Below are 22,194 nucleotides of genomic sequence, written 5' to 3' on the forward strand. Positions count from 1 at the left end.
AGCAGATCCTCGGCCACGACGCGCTCGGACACGATGATAGCGTCCTCGTAGTTGAAGCCTTCCCAGGTCATGTAGGCAACCATGAGGTTCTGACCCAGAGCCAGCTCAGCGTGGTCGCAGCTGGGGCCGTCGGCCAGGACGTCGCCTGCGGCGACCTCGTCGCCCTTGCGGACGATCGGCTTGTGGTTGATGCAGCCTGACTGGTTGGAGCGCTGGAACTTGGGAACCAGGTACTCGTCGAATTCGCCCTCGTCGTTGCGGATGATGACGGTGGAGCCGTCGACGTAGTCGACGACGCCCGGGTTCTGGGCCACGAGGACCTCGCCCGAGTCGACCGCGATGCGGTGCTCGATACCCGTACCGACCAGCGGAGCATGGGGCTGCAGCAGGGGCACTGCCTGACGCTGCATGTTCGAACCCATGAGCGCGCGGTTAGCGTCGTCGTGCTCGAGGAACGGAATGAGCGACGTCGCGACAGAGGTCATCTGACGCGGGGAAACGTCCATGTAATTCACTTTTTCGGGGGCGACCACGTCGGGCTCGCCGAAAACGCCGGCGGCGTCGCGCGTACGGCACAAAACCCTCTCGGCGGGCACGAAGGCGCCGTCGACGAAGCTGCCGAACACGCGCGTCTCGGGATCGAAGGACTCGTTCGCCTGAGCGATCGCGAAGTTCTCTTCCTCATCGGCGGTCAGGTAGTCGACCTCGTCGGTCACCTTGCCGTCGACGACGCGGCGGTACGGCGTCTCGATGAAGCCGTAGCTGTTGATGCGGGCGTAGGTTGCCAGCGAGCCGATAAGACCGATGTTCGGGCCTTCAGGCGTCTCGATCGGGCACATACGGCCATAGTGGGAGTTATGGACGTCGCGGACTTCGAAGCCTGCGCGCTCACGCGACAGACCGCCAGGGCCGAGAGCGGACAGACGACGCTTGTGCGTGATGCCCGCAGCCGGGTTGGCCTGGTCCATGAACTGAGACAGCTGCGAGGAGCCGAAGAACTCCTTGATGGCCGCCACGATCGGGCGGATGTTGACGAGCGACTGCGGCGTGATTTCGTCGGGCTCCTGCATGCTCATGCGCTCGCGGACGACGCGCTCCATGCGGGACAGGCCGATACGGAACTGATTCTGGATCAGCTCGCCGACCGTACGGATGCGACGGTTGCCGAAGTGGTCGATATCATCGACGGCGAAGCCCTCTTCGCCCTCGTGCAGCGCGACGATGTAGCGCATGGTCGCGATGATATCTTCCTCGGTCAACGTGGAAGAATCGAAATCGGAAGGGAAGCCCAGCTTCTTGTTGGCCTTGTAGCGACCCACCTTCGCCAGATCGTAGCGCTGGGGGTTGAAGAACAGGCCGTCGAGCAGCGTGCGCGCAGAGTCGATCGTCGGCGGCTCGCCGGGACGGAAGCGCTTGTAGAGCTCGATCAGAGCCTCGTCTTTGGTGGTAGCGGGATCGCGGTCGAGGGTACGCAGGACCATCTCGGAACCGCCGAGCACCTCGACGATTTCTTCGCGGGTCTCGGCGATGCCGAGCGCGCGCAGAAGCAGCGTGGCCGGCTGCTTACGCTTGCGGTCGATTCGCACGGAAAGGATGTCGCGCTTGTCGGTCTCGAACTCGAGCCATGCACCGCGGGAAGGAATGACCTTCGCGCCGAAGATGGTCTTGTCGGAGGTCTTGTCGCGCTCGGAGCTGAAATACACGCCCGGGGAGCGGACCAGCTGGGAGACGACGACGCGCTCGGTGCCGTTGATGATGAACGTGCCGCGCGGGGTCATGAGCGGGAAATCGCCCATGAAGACTTCCTGCTCCTTGATTTCGCCGGTTTCGCGATTGACGAAACGAATGTTGGCGAACAAGGGAGCCTGGTAGGAGACATCTTTTTCTTTGCACTCGTCGACGGTGTATTTCGGGTCGCCGAATTTATGCGCGCCGAGCTCGACGTACATATCCTTCGTGGCGCTTTCGATGGGGCACACGTCGTCGAACGCTTCGGTGATTCCTTCATCCATGAACCACTTGAAGCTATCCGTCTGGATGGCGATCAGGTTGGGCACATCCATGACGTCGGGAATCTTCGCAAAGCTGCGACGTTCCCTATAAAGGCTGGTGGGAGCGCTGTTTTCTGCTTTGGCCACAGGTCTTCCTTCCGTTAGGGAAATAGACGATATGAGCGTAAATACGCAAACGAATAATTTAATCACGTTGAAAAATTAAGTCAAGACTTTTTTTCACGAAATATGGATGTTTTGTGCTTTTAAGAAAAAGCATCCAGGCGCTGAACAGGAGAAACGGCAAGTAGGTTTCTAAAAGAAAGTAACTTTCATTATATGGAGGCGTTGTGTCGACCGATTGCCTGGCCCGCCGAACTGGCCGAAGGCGCGCATTCAAAAAGGAACCGCAGAGACGCAAAAAGCGCCTCTTCGCCGACGGGGAAAGAGACGCCGAGAAAAACAGAGCGGGACAAGCGGAGGGCTTTTCGTGGGAAGCAAGCCGAGAGAGGAAGGCTTGCCCCGCATTTTAGAGAATCGGGCGCATCGGGAAACGAAACGCCCGCGAGTATGGCAAGGTGCCGACGAGCGCACACAGCCGCGGCGGCCTCCGTGAAGCGGTCGCCGCGCCGCGCGCTTTGGGTGTCGGAACCGGAGGTCCTCCTTGCGAGCGGTCGCCTTGCCCGCACGACCTCCGATACATGCATAGTAGTTTTTGAGGGCATAAAAGTAAAATGAGTGTATCTTATAAATGATTAAAAATATCTTATACCCATGATGTGATTTATGTGTTGGACACGACCCATAAACGCAGTCAATGGAAACGACAGATAAAGGGCAGCCATGGCGAATCAGAAGTACGAAGCCTTCGTCACCGTCGCAAAAACGGGCAGCTTCAAGAAAACCGCCGAGATTCTCGGCTACACCCAGGCAGGCGTCAGCTACATGATGAGCTCGCTCGAACAGGAAATGGGAACGGCGCTCTTCACGCGCGGCCACTCGGGCGCACGCCTGACCGCGGACGGACGTAATCTGCTGCCCTGGATCCAGGACGTCTGCGCGAGCGAGCATGCGCTCCAAACGCGCCTCGACGAACTCAAGCACGTCGGCGAAGGCAGCTTGCGCGTAGCGGCATTCGCCAGTATCGCAGTGCAATGGCTGCCTGGGATCATGGACGTCTTTCTTCACGACCGCCCCAACATCGAATACGAACTGGTCATCTATGAAAGCCAGGACGAAATGGAAGCCGCAACGTGGCGCGGCGAATTCGACTGCTGCTTCGTGATCTTGCCGGCAACGCTCGACTTCTTCACCATCCCCCTGGCCCGCGACCCGCTATATGCGGTGCTTCCGCCCGAGCACCCCCTTGCCGACGCACCGTTTTTCCCGAAAGAAGCGCTTGCGAACGAACCGTATATAAAAGTAAGGAGCAGCGACGACTTGACCGAGTTCGACTCCGTGTTCGCCAAGCATGACGTAGAACCGAACGTGCGCTATGTCATGGATAACGACTACGCCGTCATGGGCATGGTCAGCAAGGGGTTCGGATTCAGCCTGTTCCCCCAGCTGGTCTTGGAAAGCGCTCCGTTCGATCTTGCACACGTAGAGCTGGAAACCCCCACGCATCGCGAGCTCGCCATCGCCGTGCGCTCGTACAGCAGGGCGTCGATGGCGACCAAAGCATTCATCGAATGCGTACGCAAATGGGTATCCGAGGAATGGAACCCGAAGAACGGCTGAGTGCGGGCGGAAGACGGTAAAAGCCCTACATGCCCAGGCCGACGGTCAGATGCATGGCATAAAACGCCATACGCGTCAGGAATATGCCGAATAAAGAGAACGCACAACCGACAAAGCAAAGCACCATGGCCCGCTTCGCCGACAGTCCGCGCGAGCAGACGCACAACGATGCGCCGACAACGCATAGGGCAACGAACCCCGCGATGGCCCAGCCATATGCGGGCACAAGAGCAGCTGCCGTAGACAGCTCGTTCTCGATAAAGCGCAAACCCGCGTTCTGCTGCGCCATCGATGCGGCGTTAGCCGCAACGCCGCATAAAGACATCACAGGAAGCGCCCTGGAGAAAGATTCGATTCCGACAAAACGATCCGCCTCGAAAAACGAGGCCGCCCGAAACCCCAGCAAAGCGATAAGGGGGCCGCCGACCAAACCGTTGAGAATCATGTTCAGAGGGACAAACACGGTATTCCAAGAAATGATCGTCTCGGCGGAATACGCCCACGCCATGAAAGCGAGAAAAGCGACGCCTGAACAGCACAATGCGACCATCAGCGCCTTCCTGACCCCTGCGCGAGGAGCGCGGGCGAAGGAATAAAGCCAGTATGCGCCAGCGAGGGCGAGGAAAACGGCGGCAGCCGCAACCTCGTTCGACAGAGGAGACGAACCGATGCGGGAAAACACATACAAGACGTTATCGGGATTTCCGAGGTGTGTCGCCGACATAACGAGACCGACCATGGAAACCACCAGGGGGATTCCTGCGAAACGGTCGATGCACTGCGCCCGCGCTCCCGAAACCTTTCCGAAAAGCAGAGGCATTCCCATAAGCATCAAGGCGACGACGCCCGATGGAGCAAGCGTGGTGAAGACCACGAGCGATATCTCATTGAAGGCAAGCTGGATACCGTACCCCATGCATATTCCCTTCGCAAATCAGACTATCTCGTATCGATTCGAAACCGACCCGCCTTCCACGCCATCCGCGCTGGAGGCAATAGGATGAGTGATGACGATATTCGGCCGCGTAGCCGACGAATCGGGCAACGGAGGCACCGCGGCTACGTCGCCGAACTCGGAGCGCAGCTCCTCGATGTCGCCGAAGTCGAGCGCGCGCAGCGGGCAGGCCTCGACGCAGACGGGCATCTTGCCCTCGGCCACGCGGTCCTTGCATCCGTCGCATTTCACGCTGTGTCCCGCACGACGATCGAGACTCGGCGCCCTATAGGGACACGAAAGGGCGCAGTACCCGCATCCGATGCAGCGTCGAACGTCAACGGACACCAATCCCGTATCGGCATCCTTATGCATTGCGCCCGTAGGGCAGACATGCGTGCAGACGGGATCGCCGCAATGGCAGCAGGCATTGGATACGTAATACGCGAAGCAGTCGGTATGCCAGGCGCCGGCATCGTCTTGACGCCACGTGCCGCCGCCATACTCGTACACCTGGCGAAACGCCACGCTGCAGGACAGGTCGTGATAATCCTTGCATGCGAGCATGCACGTCTTGCAGCCCGTGCAGCGCGTGCCGTCGAAGTGGAATCCGTATTGCATGCCTCCCCTTTCTGCCGCAAGGATAGTACCACGCTTACAAAAAAGCTCCCGGTCGGAAGGGGTCGACCAGGAGCCTCCATGCCTTTGTCGCCTTAAATGGAACGACCGGCGATAAACGACATCATGGGACGTATGCGCGATACGGCCCTAATCGAACCGTCTAGACCAGTTCGCCCACGTTAAGAACGGCGCCTTGGGCGTCATCGACCGGACGAGCGTTTTTCGGTTCGGTGATGACGATGTTAGGCTTGGTTTCGGACGGATCGGGAAGAGGCGCGATTGCAGCCACGTCGCCGAACTCGGAGCGCAGCTCCTCGATGTCGCCGAAGTCGAGCGCGCGCAGCGGGCAGGCCTCGACGCAGACGGGCATCTTGCCCTCGGCCACGCGGTCCTTGCATCCGTCGCATTTCACATAAACGCCCTTCTCAGCGTCGGCTTTCGGGATGCTATAGGGGCATGCTTCGGCGCACGCGCCGCAGTTCGCGCATTTTTCTTCCTCGATGTAGACAAGGCCGGTATCCTCGTCTTTCACAATGGCGCCCTGGGAGCATGCAGCGAAGCAAGCGGGGCTATCGCAGTGATTGCATGCCTCGGAAAGAAAATATGTGAAAGTGTCGTTAGCCCACAGGCCGTCAGCGCTCTGAGACCACGAGCCTCCCCCGTACTCGTATACCTGGCGAAACGCCACGTCGCAAGACAGGTCGTGATAATCCTTGCATGCGAGCTCACAGGTCTTGCATCCCGTGCAGCGCGTGCCGTCGAAATGGAATCCGTATTGCGTCATGATGGTCTCCCTTGCTACGCCTTCTGCACTTCAACCAGATTAGTATGCTGCGGGTTAGCCTTCGCCAACGGGGTCGGACGCGACGAGGTGAGCGTATTTATGCAGCCGCCCTTGTCGATTTTATCCTCACTCGTCATATCGGCCTCATGCCATGCGCCCTGAGGCATCGTGACCACGCCGGGCATGATACGAGCCGTCACCTTGGCGGGAATCTCAACCGTGCCACGGTCGTTGAACACATGTACCATATCGCCATCGGCGATGCCACGTGCTTGCGCATCAACGGGGTTGATCCACAAAACCTGAGGCGCTGCCTGCTGCAAAACATCAATGCATCCATAAGAGGAGTGCGCACGGCCCTTGTAGTGATAGCCAGGCATCTGCAGCGGGTACTTCTCGGCCAACGGGTCGTCATACCCTTCCGCGCCAGGGCAATACACCGGCAGCGGATTGATATAATCGCCCTCTTCGATTTCCCAATCGCTTACGTACTCTTCAAGCGCCTGAGAGTAGATTTCGATCTTACCCGACGGAGTCTTAAGCGGATTGGCCACAGGGTCTTCACGGAAGTCCTTGAAAGCAACGTAATGACCTTCGGGATCTTCGCGCTTGTAGACGCCCTGCTCAAGCATGGTTTCGTACTCGGGAAGCTCGGGGTCCTCCTTGCGCGCCTCTTCGTACATATACTGAACCCATTGCGCCTCATCGCGGCCTTCAGTGAATTCGTCCTTTTGGCCAAGCTTGTCGGCGATGTCGGTAAGGACCGAATACAGCGTACGGCGCTCGAATTTCGGACTCGTGACCGGCTGGCCCATAATAACGAATCCCATATTGCCGGCATAATCATTGGAAACGATGTTCGGCTGCTCGACAGCCATAAGGTCGGGAAGCAGAATGTCCGCATATTTTGCGGAGTCGGTCAAGAACGTGTCCCACACCACGATGAATTCGCACTTAGACTCATCCTGAAGGACTTCATGCGTGTGATTGATGTTGCCGTGCTGGTTGGTGATGGTGTTGCCAGCATAGTTCCATACAAACTTGATTGGCACATCGAGTTTCTCTTTTCCACGCACACCGTCATGGACGCGGGTCATTTCGGTGCCGTGATCGATGGCGTCAGTCCACGTAAACGTTGCGATAGAGGTTTTGACGTCACTTTTGCCAGTAGGAACAGATCCACCGGAAATATAGTAGCTGCTCAAATCGGAACCGGTATTGCCACCGCTGATACCCACGTTGCCAGTCAAAACGGCCATCATGCAGATCGCGCGTGCCGTCTGCTCGCCGTTCGATTGACGCTGCGGACCTTTGCCCTGGTAAATAGCGCACGGCTTTGCAGTGCCGATTTCACGAGCAAGGTCGATAATGGTTTGTTCGGGAACAAGCGTAATCGCCTGCGCCCATGCGGGAGTCTTCGGAGTTGCATCCTCGCCCTCGCCGAGAATATACGATTTGTAAGACTTGTTCTGGCCCTCGTACCCTTCGGGCATATGCTCTTCGTCGTAACCGATGCAGTACGTATCGAGGAATTCTTTATCGACCAAATCTTCCGTAATCAGAACGTACGCGATGGCGTCACAAAGAGCCGCATCGGTGCCAGGGCGGATGGGAATCCACTGATCGGCACGGGAGGCAACAGTGTCGCTATAGCGCGGATCGATAACGATGACTTTGGCGCCGCCCTTTTCGATAGCCTGCTCAAGATGATAGGTCGGACCCGCACCGCCCGCCTTAGTCTCGCAAGAGTTTTCGCCAAACATCACGACGAGCTTGGAATTGACGATATCCGAATTCGAATTCGCATCACGCATACCATACAGGTACGGCAGCGCGGCGGAAATCTGGGCCGAACTATACGAGCCATAGCGACCGAGCGAACCACCGTTCATGTTGATAAGACGAGCCAGAAAACCGCTAATGTTGCTTGCATTCACGCCAGACGCATAATTGTTGTAAATGGCTTCGGGGCCGTATTCGTCGAGAATGCGCTTGTAATTGCTGGCGATGGCTTCGATGGCTTCATCCCAACTAATCGGCTCGAATTTACCTTCGCCACGTTTGCCGATGCGCTTCATGGGCTGCGTCAGACGGTCTGGGTGGTTGATCCAACGACGAATGGAACGGCCGCGCAAGCAGGCGCGAATCTGATGATTTCCGTAAGTATCATCGCCGGTGTTGTCCGTTTCGACCCAAGCGACTTCGTCGTCTTTGACATGCAAGCGCAATGCGCAGCGGCCTTCGCAGTTGACAGAGCAATGGCCCCAAACGATTTTATCCTCGGCAGGAGCCTCTTCGGTCTTTCCTTCAGTTTGAGAAGCCGGCGCGCAACCGAACATGGATGCGCTTCCCGCGGCCGCGACTCCGAGACCGGCCAGAGCCGAACCCTTCACGAACGTGCGGCGCGATACGGCGTTTTCGTATGCCTTCTCCACCTTTGTCCCCCCTTCTTCGGTAGAAGTCCTCTGACGATAGACGCTCAATACGCCTTCAGGTCATCGGGAAGCGAATGCGCGACATGATGCGCTCAAACCCTTTTCCCCTCCGACCTTCGCCATGGCGAAAACCTTACCCCGCAGGCCGCGAAACCTGTCACATAAAATGTATGAATTTTATGAAATGCCTGTTCATTGCCTACCTAATCCGCCAATTGACTACACAGCAAAGCTGGCAGAATGAACCCGCTATGCGAGAATATCCGTATCGGAATTCCGTGGAATACAACCGCTGGAGGGAACGGATGACCCCATTGAAACCGATCAAACCCAATACGTGCTCGCTCGGATATGCCTTGTTTCTCGCTATCAACGCCGCAGGCGTCTGGGGCGGCGTGTTCCCCTTCCTGCCCCTCGATATGCAGACGCCCGGCATCATGGCGCAATTCTTCGTCGCGCAATCGCTCGTCTTCGGAATCAGCTATCTGGCAAGTGCGCTCGGCTCGTATTTCTTTCCAGGCCCCACACGACGCTTCCTCGTGTTCGCAGCAGGTGCTCCCTACTTCCTGGGATGGGCGTGCCTCATAGGAGCCATGTATATCGACGCGATCGCAGCGACCCTCATGACGGCGGGCGGCGCGCTGCTCGGGCTGGGGTCGGCGGGGTTCTACATGCTTTGGCAACGCCTCTTCGCTGGGCGCGACGCAGAATCGGGAACGTACGACCTCGTCATAGGAACCGCATATTCCGCGCCGCTCTATTTCGCCCTCTACCTTATTCCCCGAGCCGTCACCGCGCTGCTGATCCCCCTCGTGTTTTTACCGCTATTCGGCCTATGCATCGTAATCTGCAGCAGATCCATCGACCTTGCGCAGCCGATGTTCGAAGACGTCCCACGTGAACATCCCGCCGTATATCGACACGTTTTACGAGACTACTGGCGAAGCGCTCTTTGCATCGGCGCCCTAGGATTCGGCTGCGGCATCATGCGATCGCTCGCCATCAACGAACCGGAAATCGGAAGCCTTGTGAACATCATGTCGATGACGGGCGCATTCTGCGCCGCCATTGCGCTTTTGGCGGCGTGGCGTAGAAAAAACCTTCGCATCAACGTCATCACCGTCTATCGTGTCTTGTTCCCATTCGTCATAACCGCGTTCGTCTTGCTTACGTTTCTCGGCGAAGGGTTCTCGACCTTGCTCGCAGGAACGATGTATGCCTTTTACAGCTGCGGCACCATGCTCATGGTCGCGCAGTGCGCACAGGCATCGCGAGACCGAGGCATCAATCCCATATTCATTTACGGATTTTTCGGCGGCATCGTCTATGTCCTGCATGACCTGGGATTCATCGGCGGCATGTTCGCCGAAAGCCTGACTCCGCTCGGATTCACGCCCTTCGCGAGCGCAGGAATCCTCGGCATGTACCTCCTCGCCTTGATGTATTTCGTCGGCCAAGGCGGATTCCGCCAGATGACGAACGCCGGGCCGCTGCCCGAGAAAATCGAATTCATTTCGCTAAGCAATCCGAACGACATTCCCCGCACAACGCATACAGACCATGGGCCCGCCCTCGAAAAGACATGCTTCATGGACGATGAAGAGAAAGCCCCCTGCGAGCCCGCCGGCGCGTACGGAGACGAGACCGAAACAGATAAGCCGCTCGAATCGACCGAATCATCGAAAAACGAACCCCGCATGAAAGCGCAGAAAAAAGAAAGAGAGCACGAGGAGAGAAGAAGATGCGACGAACCGCAGTACAGAGACCGCGTTTCCAAACAATGCGCCGCACTGCAGCAACATTACCATCTCACAGCACGTGAGGCGGAGGTCATGGAGCTTCTAGCCCGCGGCAACAGCGTCGCGTTTATCGCCAACGAGCTCGTCGTATCCGAAAACACCATCAGAACGCACTCGCGTCGCATTTACGCGAAGCTCGCCGTACATAAAAAACAGGAGCTTATCGCCCTCGTGGACTCTTTCGCCCCCAACAACGAACGTTAGCGCGAATGGGTCCGGCAGACCCACGTTCGCGAAAACGAACCCGACATCGGGACAGAAATGCACATAAGAACGGAAAGCCCGCCCCTCCTAGCAGCTCTGTGCGTCGGAAGAGCGGGCCCGCATCGCATTCTCCCGCAAGCAAGCGATGCCTTATCGATAAAAGCGCGGCTCGACGACTTCGAGCTCGAACGCGTCCTCCATGCCGGAGAGGCTCGCGCGGGTTATGGCCGCAAGGCCCTTGTAGAACGGATGGTCGGCGGCTTTTTCGAGCTGCTCGAGCATATGCCCCGACCACGGCAGCACGTGCAATCGGAGGAACTCGCCCACAAGCTCAGGCTTCTCTTCGGCAAGCCAGGCGGCCATGGCGAGCACCAAGCCGATATGGTCCTCGGGGTCCCTCTCGTCGCTCAGCCGCTCGATTCCATGGGAACGCATCCATGCGCGCAACGCGACCGTGCTTTCTCCGAACACGACGCAGTCGCGATCGGTGTAGACCGACCCCCACGGCGGCACGGGAAGCGACTGGGGGCCGACGAATAGGCGACGGTATTCCCACTTCAACGCTTCGCCGCCATCGGCCTCACGCTGCAGGGCGCCTTCGCGCATGAGTGTCAGACAACGCCGAGCCTCCGTCTCTTCGACGAACGGCCACTCCGAGGCGGCTGCATCGGCATCGAGCGCGGCCATAGCTTCGATGCCGGCGTCGATGGCGCCTGACGACGGGTCGTTCAGGAAAAACTGCGACAGTGCGGAACCGACGAACCGAACCGCCTCCATGCGCGCATCGGGCGCGCCTTCGCTTTCGAAAGCATCCATGATGAACCTCCTTGCCCACGCCCTGCCTCGGGCGAATTTCCGTATGCCATACTACCAAGTTTCATATGCGGAAAGACGACGGAATGCCCCGATGCAAAGCAGGGAGAGGCAGGTCCGAAGGGGCGATGCGGCCCTACACGGGAATGCGTAGCGTGAACGTCGTGCGGCCGTCGACGCTGCGCGCCGTCAGCTCTCCCCCATGTGCTCGAGCAATCTCGCGTGCGATGGCGAGGCCGAGCCCCGCCCCGCCCCCCTCCGTCGAGCGGGCGCCGTCTTCTCGGTAGAACTTCTCGAAAATGGACTGCAGATGCTCGGGGCTGATTTCACGCCCTTTGTTTTCGACATCGATTACGAGAAACGTTCCGTCCCCGTCTCGAGTATCGGCGCTTTCATCCGCGGATGCCGCTTCAAGGCGGGCACCCACCGCAACGGTCGACCCCTTATCGGCGTAAGCGACGGCATTTTTCAAAAGGTTATTCAATACGCGAGAGATTTTTTCAGCATCCGCGAAGCATTCGAGCGGCTCGTTTCCATGCACATCGATATCGATCGCTCGCGCCTGAGCGGACGGATAGAACTCATCGGCGACCTGACGGCACAAAAGCGTCGCATCGAACCTTTCCCGCTCAATGGGAATAGAGCTCAGGTTATACCGCGTGATTTCGAAAAACTCCTCCATCATCGTCTCGAGACGATACGATCGGTCGAGCGCGACCTGCGCATAACGAGCGCGCTGACCCTCCGGCATATCAGGAGCCTCGGCAAGCAGCGTGAGGTAGCCCACGATCGACGTGAGCGGCGTGCGGATATCATGGGCAAGATAGGCCACCAATTCGTTTTTGCGCTGCTCGGCCGCAAGCGCCGCCTGCTCGGCATCGTCGCGTGCGCGACGCAAGTCGGAAAGCGCACGCGCCGTGGGCGCAAGCTCGCGAGGAAGCTCCAGGCGGTCGCTACGCTTCGAAAACAAAGCTTCCATGGCGTCGAAAAGGCTGCCGAAGCATCGTGTCAGCCATGAAAGCGCGAACGCGACGACCGACGCCGCTCCTATCAGGTACACGAGCATCGCCGCCGGCAACTGCAAAGAACGCACGAAATCGTACGCGCGCAGATCCCGATATTCCATATGCCCGTCGGCATATGGAATTTCGTTCCACGTCTGCCTCGATTGTTCCTGCGACCAGGGGGATTCGATGCGCACGGCAGAAGGCGACGTCCCCAATGCCTCGCACGCTTCTTCGAACAGGGCGCTTTCTCCGGACTCGTCCATCGATTCGAGGACTTCGGCGACGAGCTCGTCTTCCGACGAAGAGGACGAACGGAACTCATGGGTCGCTCCGGAATCAAAGGGCGCCTCGCCCGATCCCGCATCATCGGACGACGCAGTCGAATCCGTCATCGCCGCCCCTTCAACGGCATCGCTTGCGCCGGCCGCTTCGCCCCGTTCGCCCGCAAGGGCATCCGCCACGCTGCGCGCATCGTCGGACGCCACATCGTATAGAGCCCGATCGTCCGTCAACATGGCGGCATAGCACGAAATCATCGTGACACGCGTTTGCTCGAGCGACCCTTCGAACCACACGGTGTCCTCCAGCCCGGCCTCGTCCGCTGGAACCGAGCGCCACGGGCATGCAGAAGAGATGATATCGGCCGCGCGCGGTGCGACGAAAGCGTCGACCGCCGCCACCCAAACGCCGAACAATGCAGTCCAGGCGACCAGACCGATCGCTATTCTGCGCGCGAAACCCCGACGCAGCATGCGAATCTGCTCGGCGCGATAACCCGATCGCTTTTCCATACGGATACCCTTTCTCGACAAAACGCCTGGAACGCTAGAAGCCGCTCACGCGATGCTATTCGGCGTTCATGCGATATCCGACGCCCCAAACGGTGACGATGAAATCGAACGATGCATCGATGACGGCGAGTTTCTTGCGCAAATGGCGCACGTGCACCATGACCGTGTTGGCGGCCGCCGCATCGGCGCGCTCTCTCCAAACGCGTTCGAATAAATCGGATGCAGAGCGCGGCTCTCCTTCCGCCTCCATCAAGGCCTGCAAAAGTGAAAACTCCTTCGGCGTAAGAGAAAGAGGCTCGGAGTGAAGCGCCGCTTCATGCGCGCGCGGATCGAGTTCGATGCCGCGCATGCGCAATACGCCGTCCGGCGCAGACGATGCAGACACGCGACGAAGGCGGGCCCGCACGCGCATGCAGAGCTCCCTCGGACGAAACGGCTTCGCCACGTAGTCATCGGCGCCCACGGCGAAACCGAGCACGGAATCGACCTCTTCGTCTTTGGCCGAAAGAAAGATCAACGGCACGTTAGAAAACGCCCTGATGCGCCGGGCGAGCTCGTATCCGTCCATTCTTGGCATCATGATGTCGAGAATAACCAGGTCGACCGGTCCCGTCCTCACCATGTCGAGAGCCTCGCAGGGGTCGTAGCACGCCGCGCACGAAAACCCCTCGCGCTCCATCAGGCTTGCCACCATGTCGGCGATTTCGCGCTCGTCGTCGCATATCAGAATACGACGACGCGCATCGTTTTCGGCGGCGTCGAATCGCTTCGACTGCTGCATCTCATCATCCCTTCTCGCGCAGGGCCTCGGCGAAACCGGTCGAGGGAACCGAATGCGGATACGTACTGCGCCTACGATGCGCGCCTCGCAAAACGATCGCCAAGACCTCGTTGCACGAAATCCTACCATCGCGAAACCGCGCGGGGCCGTCGCCTGAAAGGGGTTTAAGGAAAGCTTAAGGAACGCAACCGATTCGTGGCCGGACCTTGCAAGACCGTTAAGGGGAGCGGCACCTAACATGCAGAGCCGATCGACACCGTCGCAAAGAAAGGAACCGTCATGCGCAACAGCGTCATCGGCCACGCCCGCATCACCGGCCGCATCGCAAACGATGCGGCCGCACCCCGCAGCCGCCATGCGAGCGCATACGCCCCTCGTCCGCTTCGCATCAAGCGGCGACGAACAGGCTGGCTTCTTGTCGCATCCTTCGCCGTCGTAGCCTCCGTCGTTTCATGCATCGCGTTCGCATCTGCATACACCGCCTCGGAAAACAGTCGTATCGCGTTCGAACGGGGGAATCAAAGCGAAGCGACGGCATCCAGCACGCCGAAATCGGAATGGAAACGCGGAACGTTTCCGCATCTCTACCAAACCGACCCCGCATGGGCGGACGAACCGTACGCAAGCACCGACGTTCTCACCGCAGGATGCGGCCCCGCCTGCATGACCATGGTATACGCAGGCCTAACCGGAAAGACCGACCACGACCCGGCATCGATGGCGAAATTCTCCGAAGCGAACGGATTCGTCGACGCCGGCATGACCTCCTGGTCGTTCATGACCCAAGGCGCCGCCATGCTGGGACTTTCGGCGGAAGAGCTGCCTGCCGACGAAAACGTGCTCGCTGCAGCATTGCGCGAAGGACGCCCCGTCATCGCATCGGTTCGCCCGGGCGATTTCACCACCGTAGGTCATTTCATCGTGATAACGGATGTCGACGACAAGGGCCGGCTTATCGTCCATGATCCCAACAGCCCCGAAAACAGCGCGCAGACATGGAATGCGCAGCGCGTACTGAGCCAATGCGCCAACCTCTGGGCATACGAAGCGCAATAGAGAGGTCGTCGTAACGAAACGCCGCTTCCCCGCTCGCCGCAGCCTCATACGCTCATATATCGCCCTATTCCGATGCGCCCATGCACGAAAAAGGCCCGGCGGAGGGTATGCCGGGCCTTTGTGGAAAACGACGTGCGCGTCAGGGGGAGGGAGGGAAAGACGCGCATGTCACGAATAGGTTCGTCGAATCCTTACGCTTCGTGAGAAACGGGGCGTACGCGGATTTCGTGGCAATTGCCGCAGGTGAACACGCCGCGGTGGTGGCACTGCGCGCACCATTTGGTCGCATCCTTCTGAATGTCTTCGGAATGCACCTTGTGGCAATCGACGCAGGTGGGCTGGTTCGCATCATGCTGTTCGTTGCTGTCGTACTGATGCGGGTTGACCTGGTTGCCGTTGGAGTCGGTCAGATACACCTTGCCCTCGGTCTGGGCCGCCATTTCCTCCATGGTGCCGTGGCACTCGGGAGTCTGACAGCTCTTCTCGTCGACGGTGACCTTGCTGGCCTTCAAGTCCGTGGTCTTCTCCATGTCGCCGTACTTCAGTCCATTGTGCGACTCGGCGAGAGAATCCTCGGTCGTGTGGCACTGGATGCACTGCAGATCGGCATGCTCGGAAGCCTGGGGGCACTTCTCATCGGTCATCGTCGCAGCTTCTTGGCTATGGCAGGTTTCGCAATCGCTTTCCATGCTCCATTCGACGGGCTGCGTCATCAGAGGATCGATCTTCTGCTCGCTGGCGGAAGGGTCCGCCTGCTTCGGAGAGCATCCCATGATGCTGCCCAAAGCAAGCGCAAGAGCGCATACGGCGCCGATAATGGCCAGGAGGGCAACGCCCTTACGCGAATTGCTCGTTATAGCTTTCGTCATCTTCATTAATCCTTACTCACCGCGCATGGCTCGCGCATCGGCGGGAGGCGAAGCGGCGCCGAAAAGCGCACGCTTCGCCTTCGTTGCTATCGCATGAACGCGCTTGAACGACTATTCGGCGTCCCAGCTCTCAAGACCGGCGCAATGGCGCGCGGAAATACGGCCCCAGACCTGATTCTCGGCATTGTTGCCGCCCGTGATGCCGTAGCTGTGGCTCTGGAAGTTGCCGAAGCAGCCGGCGGCGTACAGACGGGGAATCGGGTTGTCGGCAGGGTCGAGCACCTGGCCGTTGGCGTTCTTCTTCGGGCCGCCCAGCGTGGAGCAGGAACCCGGATACACGCTGATCGCGTAGTACGGGCCGCCGTCCAGCTTGGTCAGGGTCTCGGCGGAACGGTCGAAACGGGCGTCGACGCCGGCGTCGCAGAAGCCCTGGTACTCATCGAAGGTAGCCTTCAGGGCGTCGATATCCATCCACTCGTCGCATTCCTTGATCTTCTGACCGAGCTCTTCGATGGTGTTGCCGGTCAGAATCCAGCCGCGCTCGAGCTCGGCTTTGTTGTCCTGGGACCAGCCGTCCCATGCGCGCAGCTCCTCGGGCAGGTCGGATGCGAAGTTGCCGCACTCGAAGAAGTCGCCCTGAGACGTGGACAGCTTGCCTGCGCTGAAGCAGCTCTGGTCGAAAATGCACCAGGTCGGAATACGGTCGTAATCGTCGATTTCATCGCTGAAGGACAGCAGCGTATGCCAGCCGTTATGCGGGGAGCCCATCTTGTTCTCGTCGACGAAGCGGCGGCCGAGGCGGTTCACGTTGAAGTAAGAGAACGCGGGCATGAAGTACAGGATGGAGAAGTCGTACTCGGGGTCGCGGGTCCACATGGAGTACATGGAGATGGCCATGTCGGTGTGCCAAAGCTTCGCGCCGACCTTCTCGACCATGGTCATGCCGTCGCCCGTGTTCCAACGCCAGCCTTCGAACTTGAAGGGGGAGCACTTCAGGTAGTAATCCTTCATCTCCTCGTTGAACTCGAAGCCGCCGGTGCACATGATGACGCCCTTGCGAGCCTTGACGGCCTTCTTGGTGCCGTCCTCGCCGATCAGCGTATAGCAGCCGACGATTTCCTTGGTCTCGGGGTTCTGGATGAGCTCCTCGTCATGGCAGTCGAACAGCACTTCGACGCCCAGCTCTTCGCGCTTCGCATCGAGCTCGCGGAAAGTGAGCATGCCGAAACCGTCCACGGAGGACAGCTTGCAAGCACCCTCGTACTTGCCGCCGTCAAGGAACCAATACTCGGGAATGGCGCCGGCGAGAGCCTGCTCGACGACCTCGTAGGTCATACCGTACTTGTCCGCGTACTCGGTATTGCGGACGGCCTCGTTGACCCAGGCGTCGATCATGTCGTCGGGAGTCTTGCCGTGCGTGAAGGCGCGGATGTAATCGGCGAAGAGTTCTTTCTTATCCTCTTCGATGATGGTCCATTCGCCGTTGTTGATACGGCTGTTGCCGCCGCCCTCGATCGGAGCCTTCTCAAGAACGAGAACCTTCTGCTGGCACTCGTCGGCAGCGATCAGCGAAGCCCACATGCCCGCGCCGCCGTAACCGATGACCAAAACGTCGGTCTCGTAGTCCCACGAAGCCGGCATCCAGTCGGCGGAAGCGTTGCCCGAGCCGCCCGAAGCGCAGCCCGCGAGCGCGGCGGCGCCTGCAGTCGCGGCGCCTGCGAGCGCTGCGCCCTTCAGGAAGTTGCGACGAGAGACGCCCATACCCTTGTTGCTCATTTTCTCCTCCTCTGTGTTGAGCGAACGGCCGGCGGCGCCGCCTCCCGCGGCGTGCTGCCGTTTTGTTCTTCCCATTCGCTTTGACGGCCTTCATGATGCGCATCTCGCGTCAAAGGCGCGCCTGTCAGAGAATCGTATTTTGCAGAATTGAAGAAATACCAGGTCATACGCAATACGTACGATATATACGATTGGCAATCGTATTCTCCCCTTTGCGCTCCTCGGGTATGGTGGATGCATCGAGTCTTGCGCGCTTCGTCGATTTGGGGAAATCGGAATCCATGCGCGAAGGCACGAAGGACCAGAAGAGTCCTTATGGGAGGGATACATATGAATACCGAAAAAAGCGCCCCGTCGCGCCTTCGAACCGCAACGGGACAAGGCGCCAATCTTGCGGTCATCGTGCTCGGATTCGGGCTCTGTCGAGCATGGATCGTCGCCTGCCTCGCCATCCCGACGATTCATAGAACCGTCCATGGAACGAATTGGCTCTATCTGACCATGGGGGCCTTGGCGGCATTGTTCGTGGCATTCGCGACACATGCGACGGTCGGGAAAAGCGAACGATTCCACGAACACGTCGCGGAATCGACTTTCGGCCTTCTTCTGGCTTCCTCGCTCGCCATTCCCGCATCGCTCGTGCTCGATTCGCTCCTCCTCGCTTTCGTCGGGTTCATGACAGGGGGCATTACCGCGGGCATGCTCCAGGTTCTTTGGGGGGAGCGCTTCTCGACCCATGAGACGACATTCGTGACCATCGCATCGGCTCTCGCGGCCATCGTCACCGCGCTCTGCCTCGCATGTTCGGAAGAAGTCGTGCGCATCATCGGTTACGCCGCCTTTCCCCTCTGTTCGTTTCTCTTGCTCACCATCGAATGCAAGCGCAACCGCATCTCATGGCGAACGGGGCGTTCTCTTGACGAGATAGACGGCCCCGCCTACAGCGAGCGCATCGCGGCTGAAGCCGAAGGATTCCCCTCCATTCCTAACGAAACAGGGAAACTGGTCGCGAAGCTCATGGCTTCCGTGGCCATCTTCTCATTCTTGGTCAGGATGTTCGACTCCATCCCCGCCAGCGGAATAGACCCGTTCGACGCTATCGGCGGAAGCTCGTTGTTCGCCCTGGTCGTAGTCGGCTTCGCATTGGTCGCCACCGCTATGGTCATGAAAGAACGATTCGACGTCACGCGTGTCTATCGCGTCGTCGTTCCCATCATGGTGCTCGGATGCGTGGTCCTTGCCGTGTTCTTCGAAGTCAATTCGGCCATAGCGATCCTGCTGATAGGCATCGGATACGAGTTTTTCGACGTTCTCGTCTGGATCCTTTTCGCCAGCATGTCGCGCAGCCATCGCGACGGAGCGGGATACATCTACGGACTCGGCGTCGCGAGCATGTTCTTCGGCATGGCCGCCGGCCTCCTTGCCGGCGACCTGGCGCATACGCTCGTCAGCAGCGGGACCCTGCAGCTGACAATGATCGCCATGGCCTCGATTATCTCCCTGGTGTTCACGGGATTCATGCTCTTCCCCGAGGGCATGATGAGCAAGCTCTCCCCCCTACGCCCCGGAGCGAAAAAACAACGCAAAACGTCACCGGACAGCGAAGCCCGAACAACTGAGGAAAAGGCTCCCGTATCGGAGCAGCGTCCGCTCGAGGACCGCTGTTCCGACGTGGCCCGCGATTGCGGCCTGACGCCGCGCGAAAGCGAGGTTCTGCTCCTTCTCGCGAAAGGGCGCACCGTTCCCGTTATCGCCCGAGACCTTCAGATAGCGAAAGGCACCGCACGCACCCATACCGAGCGCATCTATCGCAAGCTCGACGTGCATAAGCAACAAGAGCTGATCGACAAGGTCGAAAACGCCTGATCCGATACGCCTCACCCATAAAGCAAGGGCCCTTCCGACGCCACAAGATGTCGGAAGGGCCCTTTTGGGTTCAAAATTCGTCTCGCTGGACATTCTCGCAAAGAAGGTGGAGCGGCCATTATGCAAAAAGACTCTATTCCACAGCCTCCGTGGCTCCCTCGATGCGAATCGACTCGATGCGGTCGCCCACACGCAGCGCATGCACGACATCAAGCCCCTCGATCGTTTCGCCGAATACCGTATATTTGTCGTCGAACTCGGGCCGCTTAGACGGAGAGAAATAGAACTGGCAGCTTCCCGAGTCGGGGTCGGACTTATGCGCCATCACGATGGACCCGTCCTCGTGATGGTTTCTGGGATTGGAAGCCCACTCGTCCCTGATGCGGTATTCGGCCTCGCCCGTGCCAGGATGCATGCCGTGCAGTACGCCATGCACGGCCTGGTACACCTGATTGGGGGGGGCATATTACGCGTTATAGGGCACCCGCCCAGCACGACGGAATCTTCTTTCCTCGCATGAAAAGCCAGATTGTCGTAGAAGCCGTCCTGGGCAAGCTGCACGAACTGGCCCACGGTCAGCGGGCATTCGAGACCGTAAAGCTTCACGCGAACCGTGCCGCGCGCGGTCTTGATCACGGCGATTTCATTTCCGTTCGGCACGTATTCCGGATCGTGCACTTCCCTAACCACCATTGCCATGGCATTCCCTCCTGGATTCCCTCATCGCGCTCGCGTCGAGCACGAAATCGTTCCTTCTACCCTCCACTCTACGGAAAGCGACGTCGTCTCGCGTCCGTAGGAGAATCGTATTCGCATCCGATACGCCCGATGAGAGAGGATTTTCGCCTTGAATGCGGAAAGGCCCCTCTTGCGAGGGGCCTTTCGGATAAAACATGCCTTAAGGCGATGTTACTTCAGGGGTTCGAAGGAATCGCCGCCGGCGTCGATAGCCTCTTCGAAGTATTCCTTGACAGGCTGCGGACCGACGTCTTTAAGATCGTCGCTGCCGATATGCCAGCACTCCGTCTTGGGCAGGCCTTCGATATTGTCGGCCACGAACACGGGATCTTTGCCGGCCTTCTTCTGGGCCGTGTAGTCATCGAGAGCCTTGAACGCCCACTTGCCCAAAAGCAGGATGGCGATCAGGTTGACGATAGCCATGAAGCCCATGGTGATGTCGGCCAGATTCCATGCCAGATCGAAGCTGTTCAGGCAACCGACGAAAATCGCGATCAGAACGGTAATGCGGAAAATCGTCAGAACGACCGGGCTGTTCTTGATGAAACGCATGTTGCTTTCAGCATAGAAGTAGTTGCCGATCAAGCTGGAGAACGCGAATGCGAAAATCGCGAAGGTCACGAAGTGGATGCCCATCTCGCCGACAGCGGAGTTGACGGCCATCTGCACGAGGGGCATGCCGTTGAGTTCGCCGAAGGTGCCGCCGGACTGAACGTAGAAGATCAGGACCATGAAGGCGGAGCAGGTGCAGACGACCAGCGTGTCGATATAGACGGACAGCGTCTGGACCAGACCCTGCTTGACCGGGTGCGAAACGCTTGCGGTAGCAGCGGCATTCGGGGCGGAACCCATGCCGGCCTCATTGGAGAACAGGCCGCGCTTGATGCCAAGAACGACGACGGAGCCCGCGAAGCCGCCGAAGATCGACTGGAAGTCGAAGGCGGAAGCAGCGATGACGCTGAAGACCTCGGGGAGCTTGTCGAGATTGGTCAGGGTGATGAAGATACCCAGGCCGATATAGGCCAAAGCCATGACGGGCACCACGATAGAGGTGATGATGCTGATGCGCTTGGAACCGCCGAAAATGACGAACGCGGTCATCACGACGAGCACGATACCCAGGGCCATAGCCGCACCGTTGGTGGCGTAATCGGGAATGTAGTACTCCAGGGCGCTTGCCATGTTGAATGCCTGCAGGCCGTTGAAGCCGTAGGCATAGCAGATGATCAGCAGAATGGCGAACAGGACGCCGAGCCAGCGCTTGCCGAGGGCCTGCTCGATGTAGTAAGCGGGACCGCCGCGGAACTCGCCTTCCTTGCCGCGTACTTTCCAGATCTGCGCGAGCGTGGATTCGATGAACGCGGAAGCAGCGCCGGCGAGAGCCATAAGCCACATCCAGAACACCGCGCCGGGACCGCCCGTGGCAACCGCAGTCGCGATGCCGGCGATGTTGCCCGTGCCGACGCGAGAGGCGGTAGAAACCATCAGCGCCTGGAACGACGAGATAGACTTCTTGCCTTCTACGTGCCTTTTCTCCGTGAGCTGGGTGAACATATCCTTGATGTAGCGGATTTGTACGCCCTTCGTACGAATGGTGAAATAAATCGCGCAGAAGACAAGCAGGAATACCAGGATGTAGGTATACATGAACCCGCTGATTTCTCCGGTAACCGAGACGAGGGTATCCATCAGATCTCCGTTCATGCAGAGCCCCCTTTCTTTTGTTTTCGTTGGTTTTTACTTACCCAAGCTGCAGATTTTATCAGATATCCACATTTGCTCCATTGGAATAAAGCACCCGATTCATTCAACCGCCCGACGGTATCTACGGGCGGTAAACGGGCGCGATCGCGCGAAACTGTAGAAAAACACGCCCTTGAAGCCTCTTTTCGAACCCCATATGAAAAACGCCCCGAAATGAACTGAACCCCGATAGTGCAGTGAACCCCTATAGTTGGACAGACAATGTTCTGCTTCTCCTATAGGGGT

At 58.8% G+C, this 22,194-nt stretch carries 16 protein-coding genes and 1 pseudogene; 4 read left to right on the forward strand and 13 right to left on the reverse strand.

Annotation, left to right across the window (positions count from 1 at the left end):
• The coding region (locus tag Q6E04_RS08465) for a DNA-directed RNA polymerase subunit beta (RefSeq protein WP_303250339.1) at window positions 1-2,138 on the reverse strand (2,138 nt) is incomplete at its 3' end.
• Window positions 2,139-2,834: 696 nt separating this feature from the next.
• On the opposite strand from Q6E04_RS08465, the gene Q6E04_RS08470 reads away from it, so the two are divergent.
• Window positions 2,835-3,731, forward strand: a complete 897-nt coding sequence (locus tag Q6E04_RS08470; protein ID WP_303250340.1) for a LysR family transcriptional regulator — start codon at window positions 2,835-2,837, stop codon at window positions 3,729-3,731.
• 25 nt (window positions 3,732-3,756) lie between these two features.
• On the opposite strand, the gene Q6E04_RS08475 is transcribed toward Q6E04_RS08470, so the two are convergent.
• From Q6E04_RS08475 to Q6E04_RS08490, 4 genes are all read right to left on the reverse strand, one after another.
• Complete coding sequence (locus Q6E04_RS08475; RefSeq protein ID WP_303250341.1) at window positions 3,757-4,647, reverse strand: DmsC/YnfH family molybdoenzyme membrane anchor subunit; 891 nt, start codon at window positions 4,645-4,647, stop codon at window positions 3,757-3,759.
• 18 nt (window positions 4,648-4,665) lie between these two features.
• Window positions 4,666-5,286, reverse strand: a complete 621-nt coding sequence (locus tag Q6E04_RS08480; protein ID WP_303250342.1) for a DMSO/selenate family reductase complex B subunit — start codon at window positions 5,284-5,286, stop codon at window positions 4,666-4,668.
• Between the two features lie 160 nt (window positions 5,287-5,446).
• A complete protein-coding gene (locus Q6E04_RS08485) occupies window positions 5,447-6,070 on the reverse strand; it encodes a 4Fe-4S dicluster domain-containing protein (RefSeq protein WP_303250343.1) in 624 nt (207 codons plus the stop codon).
• 14 nt (window positions 6,071-6,084) lie between these two features.
• Window positions 6,085-8,505: a DMSO/selenate family reductase complex A subunit gene (locus Q6E04_RS08490; protein ID WP_303250344.1), complete on the reverse strand. Its 2,421-nt coding sequence runs from the start codon at window positions 8,503-8,505 to the stop codon at window positions 6,085-6,087.
• 305 nt (window positions 8,506-8,810) lie between these two features.
• Between Q6E04_RS08490 and Q6E04_RS08495 the strand changes: the two genes are divergently transcribed.
• Window positions 8,811-10,508, forward strand: a complete 1,698-nt coding sequence (locus tag Q6E04_RS08495; RefSeq protein ID WP_303250345.1) for a helix-turn-helix transcriptional regulator — start codon at window positions 8,811-8,813, stop codon at window positions 10,506-10,508.
• A 150-nt stretch (window positions 10,509-10,658) separates the two neighbouring features.
• On the opposite strand, the gene dmsD is transcribed toward Q6E04_RS08495, so the two are convergent.
• The 3 genes from dmsD to Q6E04_RS08510 form a co-directional block, all read right to left on the reverse strand.
• A complete protein-coding gene (gene dmsD, locus Q6E04_RS08500; protein ID WP_303250346.1) occupies window positions 10,659-11,324 on the reverse strand; it encodes a Tat proofreading chaperone DmsD in 666 nt (221 codons plus the stop codon).
• 133 nt (window positions 11,325-11,457) lie between these two features.
• Entirely contained in the window at window positions 11,458-13,119 is a 1,662-nt protein-coding gene (locus Q6E04_RS08505; RefSeq protein WP_303250347.1) for a HAMP domain-containing sensor histidine kinase, read from the reverse strand.
• A 55-nt stretch (window positions 13,120-13,174) separates the two neighbouring features.
• A complete protein-coding gene (locus Q6E04_RS08510; RefSeq protein ID WP_303250348.1) occupies window positions 13,175-13,900 on the reverse strand; it encodes a response regulator transcription factor in 726 nt (241 codons plus the stop codon).
• Window positions 13,901-14,179: 279 nt separating this feature from the next.
• Between Q6E04_RS08510 and Q6E04_RS08515 the strand changes: the two genes are divergently transcribed.
• Complete coding sequence (locus tag Q6E04_RS08515) at window positions 14,180-14,956, forward strand: C39 family peptidase (RefSeq protein ID WP_303250349.1); 777 nt, start codon at window positions 14,180-14,182, stop codon at window positions 14,954-14,956.
• Window positions 14,957-15,147: 191 nt separating this feature from the next.
• On the opposite strand, the gene Q6E04_RS08520 is transcribed toward Q6E04_RS08515, so the two are convergent.
• The gene (locus Q6E04_RS08520; protein ID WP_303250350.1) at window positions 15,148-15,825 is read right to left on the reverse strand and encodes a cytochrome c3 family protein; all 678 of its coding nucleotides are present in this window, start codon (window positions 15,823-15,825) and stop codon (window positions 15,148-15,150) included.
• A 111-nt stretch (window positions 15,826-15,936) separates the two neighbouring features.
• Entirely contained in the window at window positions 15,937-17,601 is a 1,665-nt protein-coding gene (locus Q6E04_RS08525) for an FAD-binding protein (RefSeq protein WP_303250351.1), read from the reverse strand.
• Between the two features lie 330 nt (window positions 17,602-17,931).
• Between Q6E04_RS08525 and Q6E04_RS08530 the strand changes: the two genes are divergently transcribed.
• The gene (locus tag Q6E04_RS08530; RefSeq protein WP_303250352.1) at window positions 17,932-19,467 is read left to right on the forward strand and encodes a LuxR C-terminal-related transcriptional regulator; all 1,536 of its coding nucleotides are present in this window, start codon (window positions 17,932-17,934) and stop codon (window positions 19,465-19,467) included.
• Between the two features lie 133 nt (window positions 19,468-19,600).
• On the opposite strand, the gene Q6E04_RS08535 is transcribed toward Q6E04_RS08530, so the two are convergent.
• From Q6E04_RS08535 to Q6E04_RS08545, 3 genes and pseudogenes are all read right to left on the reverse strand, one after another.
• Window positions 19,601-19,915, reverse strand: coding sequence for a peptidylprolyl isomerase (locus tag Q6E04_RS08535; RefSeq protein ID WP_303250353.1), 315 nt, complete (start codon window positions 19,913-19,915; stop codon window positions 19,601-19,603).
• Window positions 19,916-19,998: 83 nt separating this feature from the next.
• Window positions 19,999-20,166 (reverse strand): annotated as a pseudogene (locus Q6E04_RS08540) (peptidylprolyl isomerase); the annotation flags it as partial.
• Window positions 20,167-20,376: 210 nt separating this feature from the next.
• A complete protein-coding gene (locus Q6E04_RS08545) occupies window positions 20,377-21,909 on the reverse strand; it encodes a sodium:alanine symporter family protein (protein ID WP_303250354.1) in 1,533 nt (510 codons plus the stop codon).
• Window positions 21,910-22,194: the final 285 nt, after the last annotated feature.

This window comes from uncultured Slackia sp. (assembly GCF_959608125.1).
Lineage (GTDB): Bacteria > Actinomycetota > Coriobacteriia > Coriobacteriales > Eggerthellaceae > Slackia.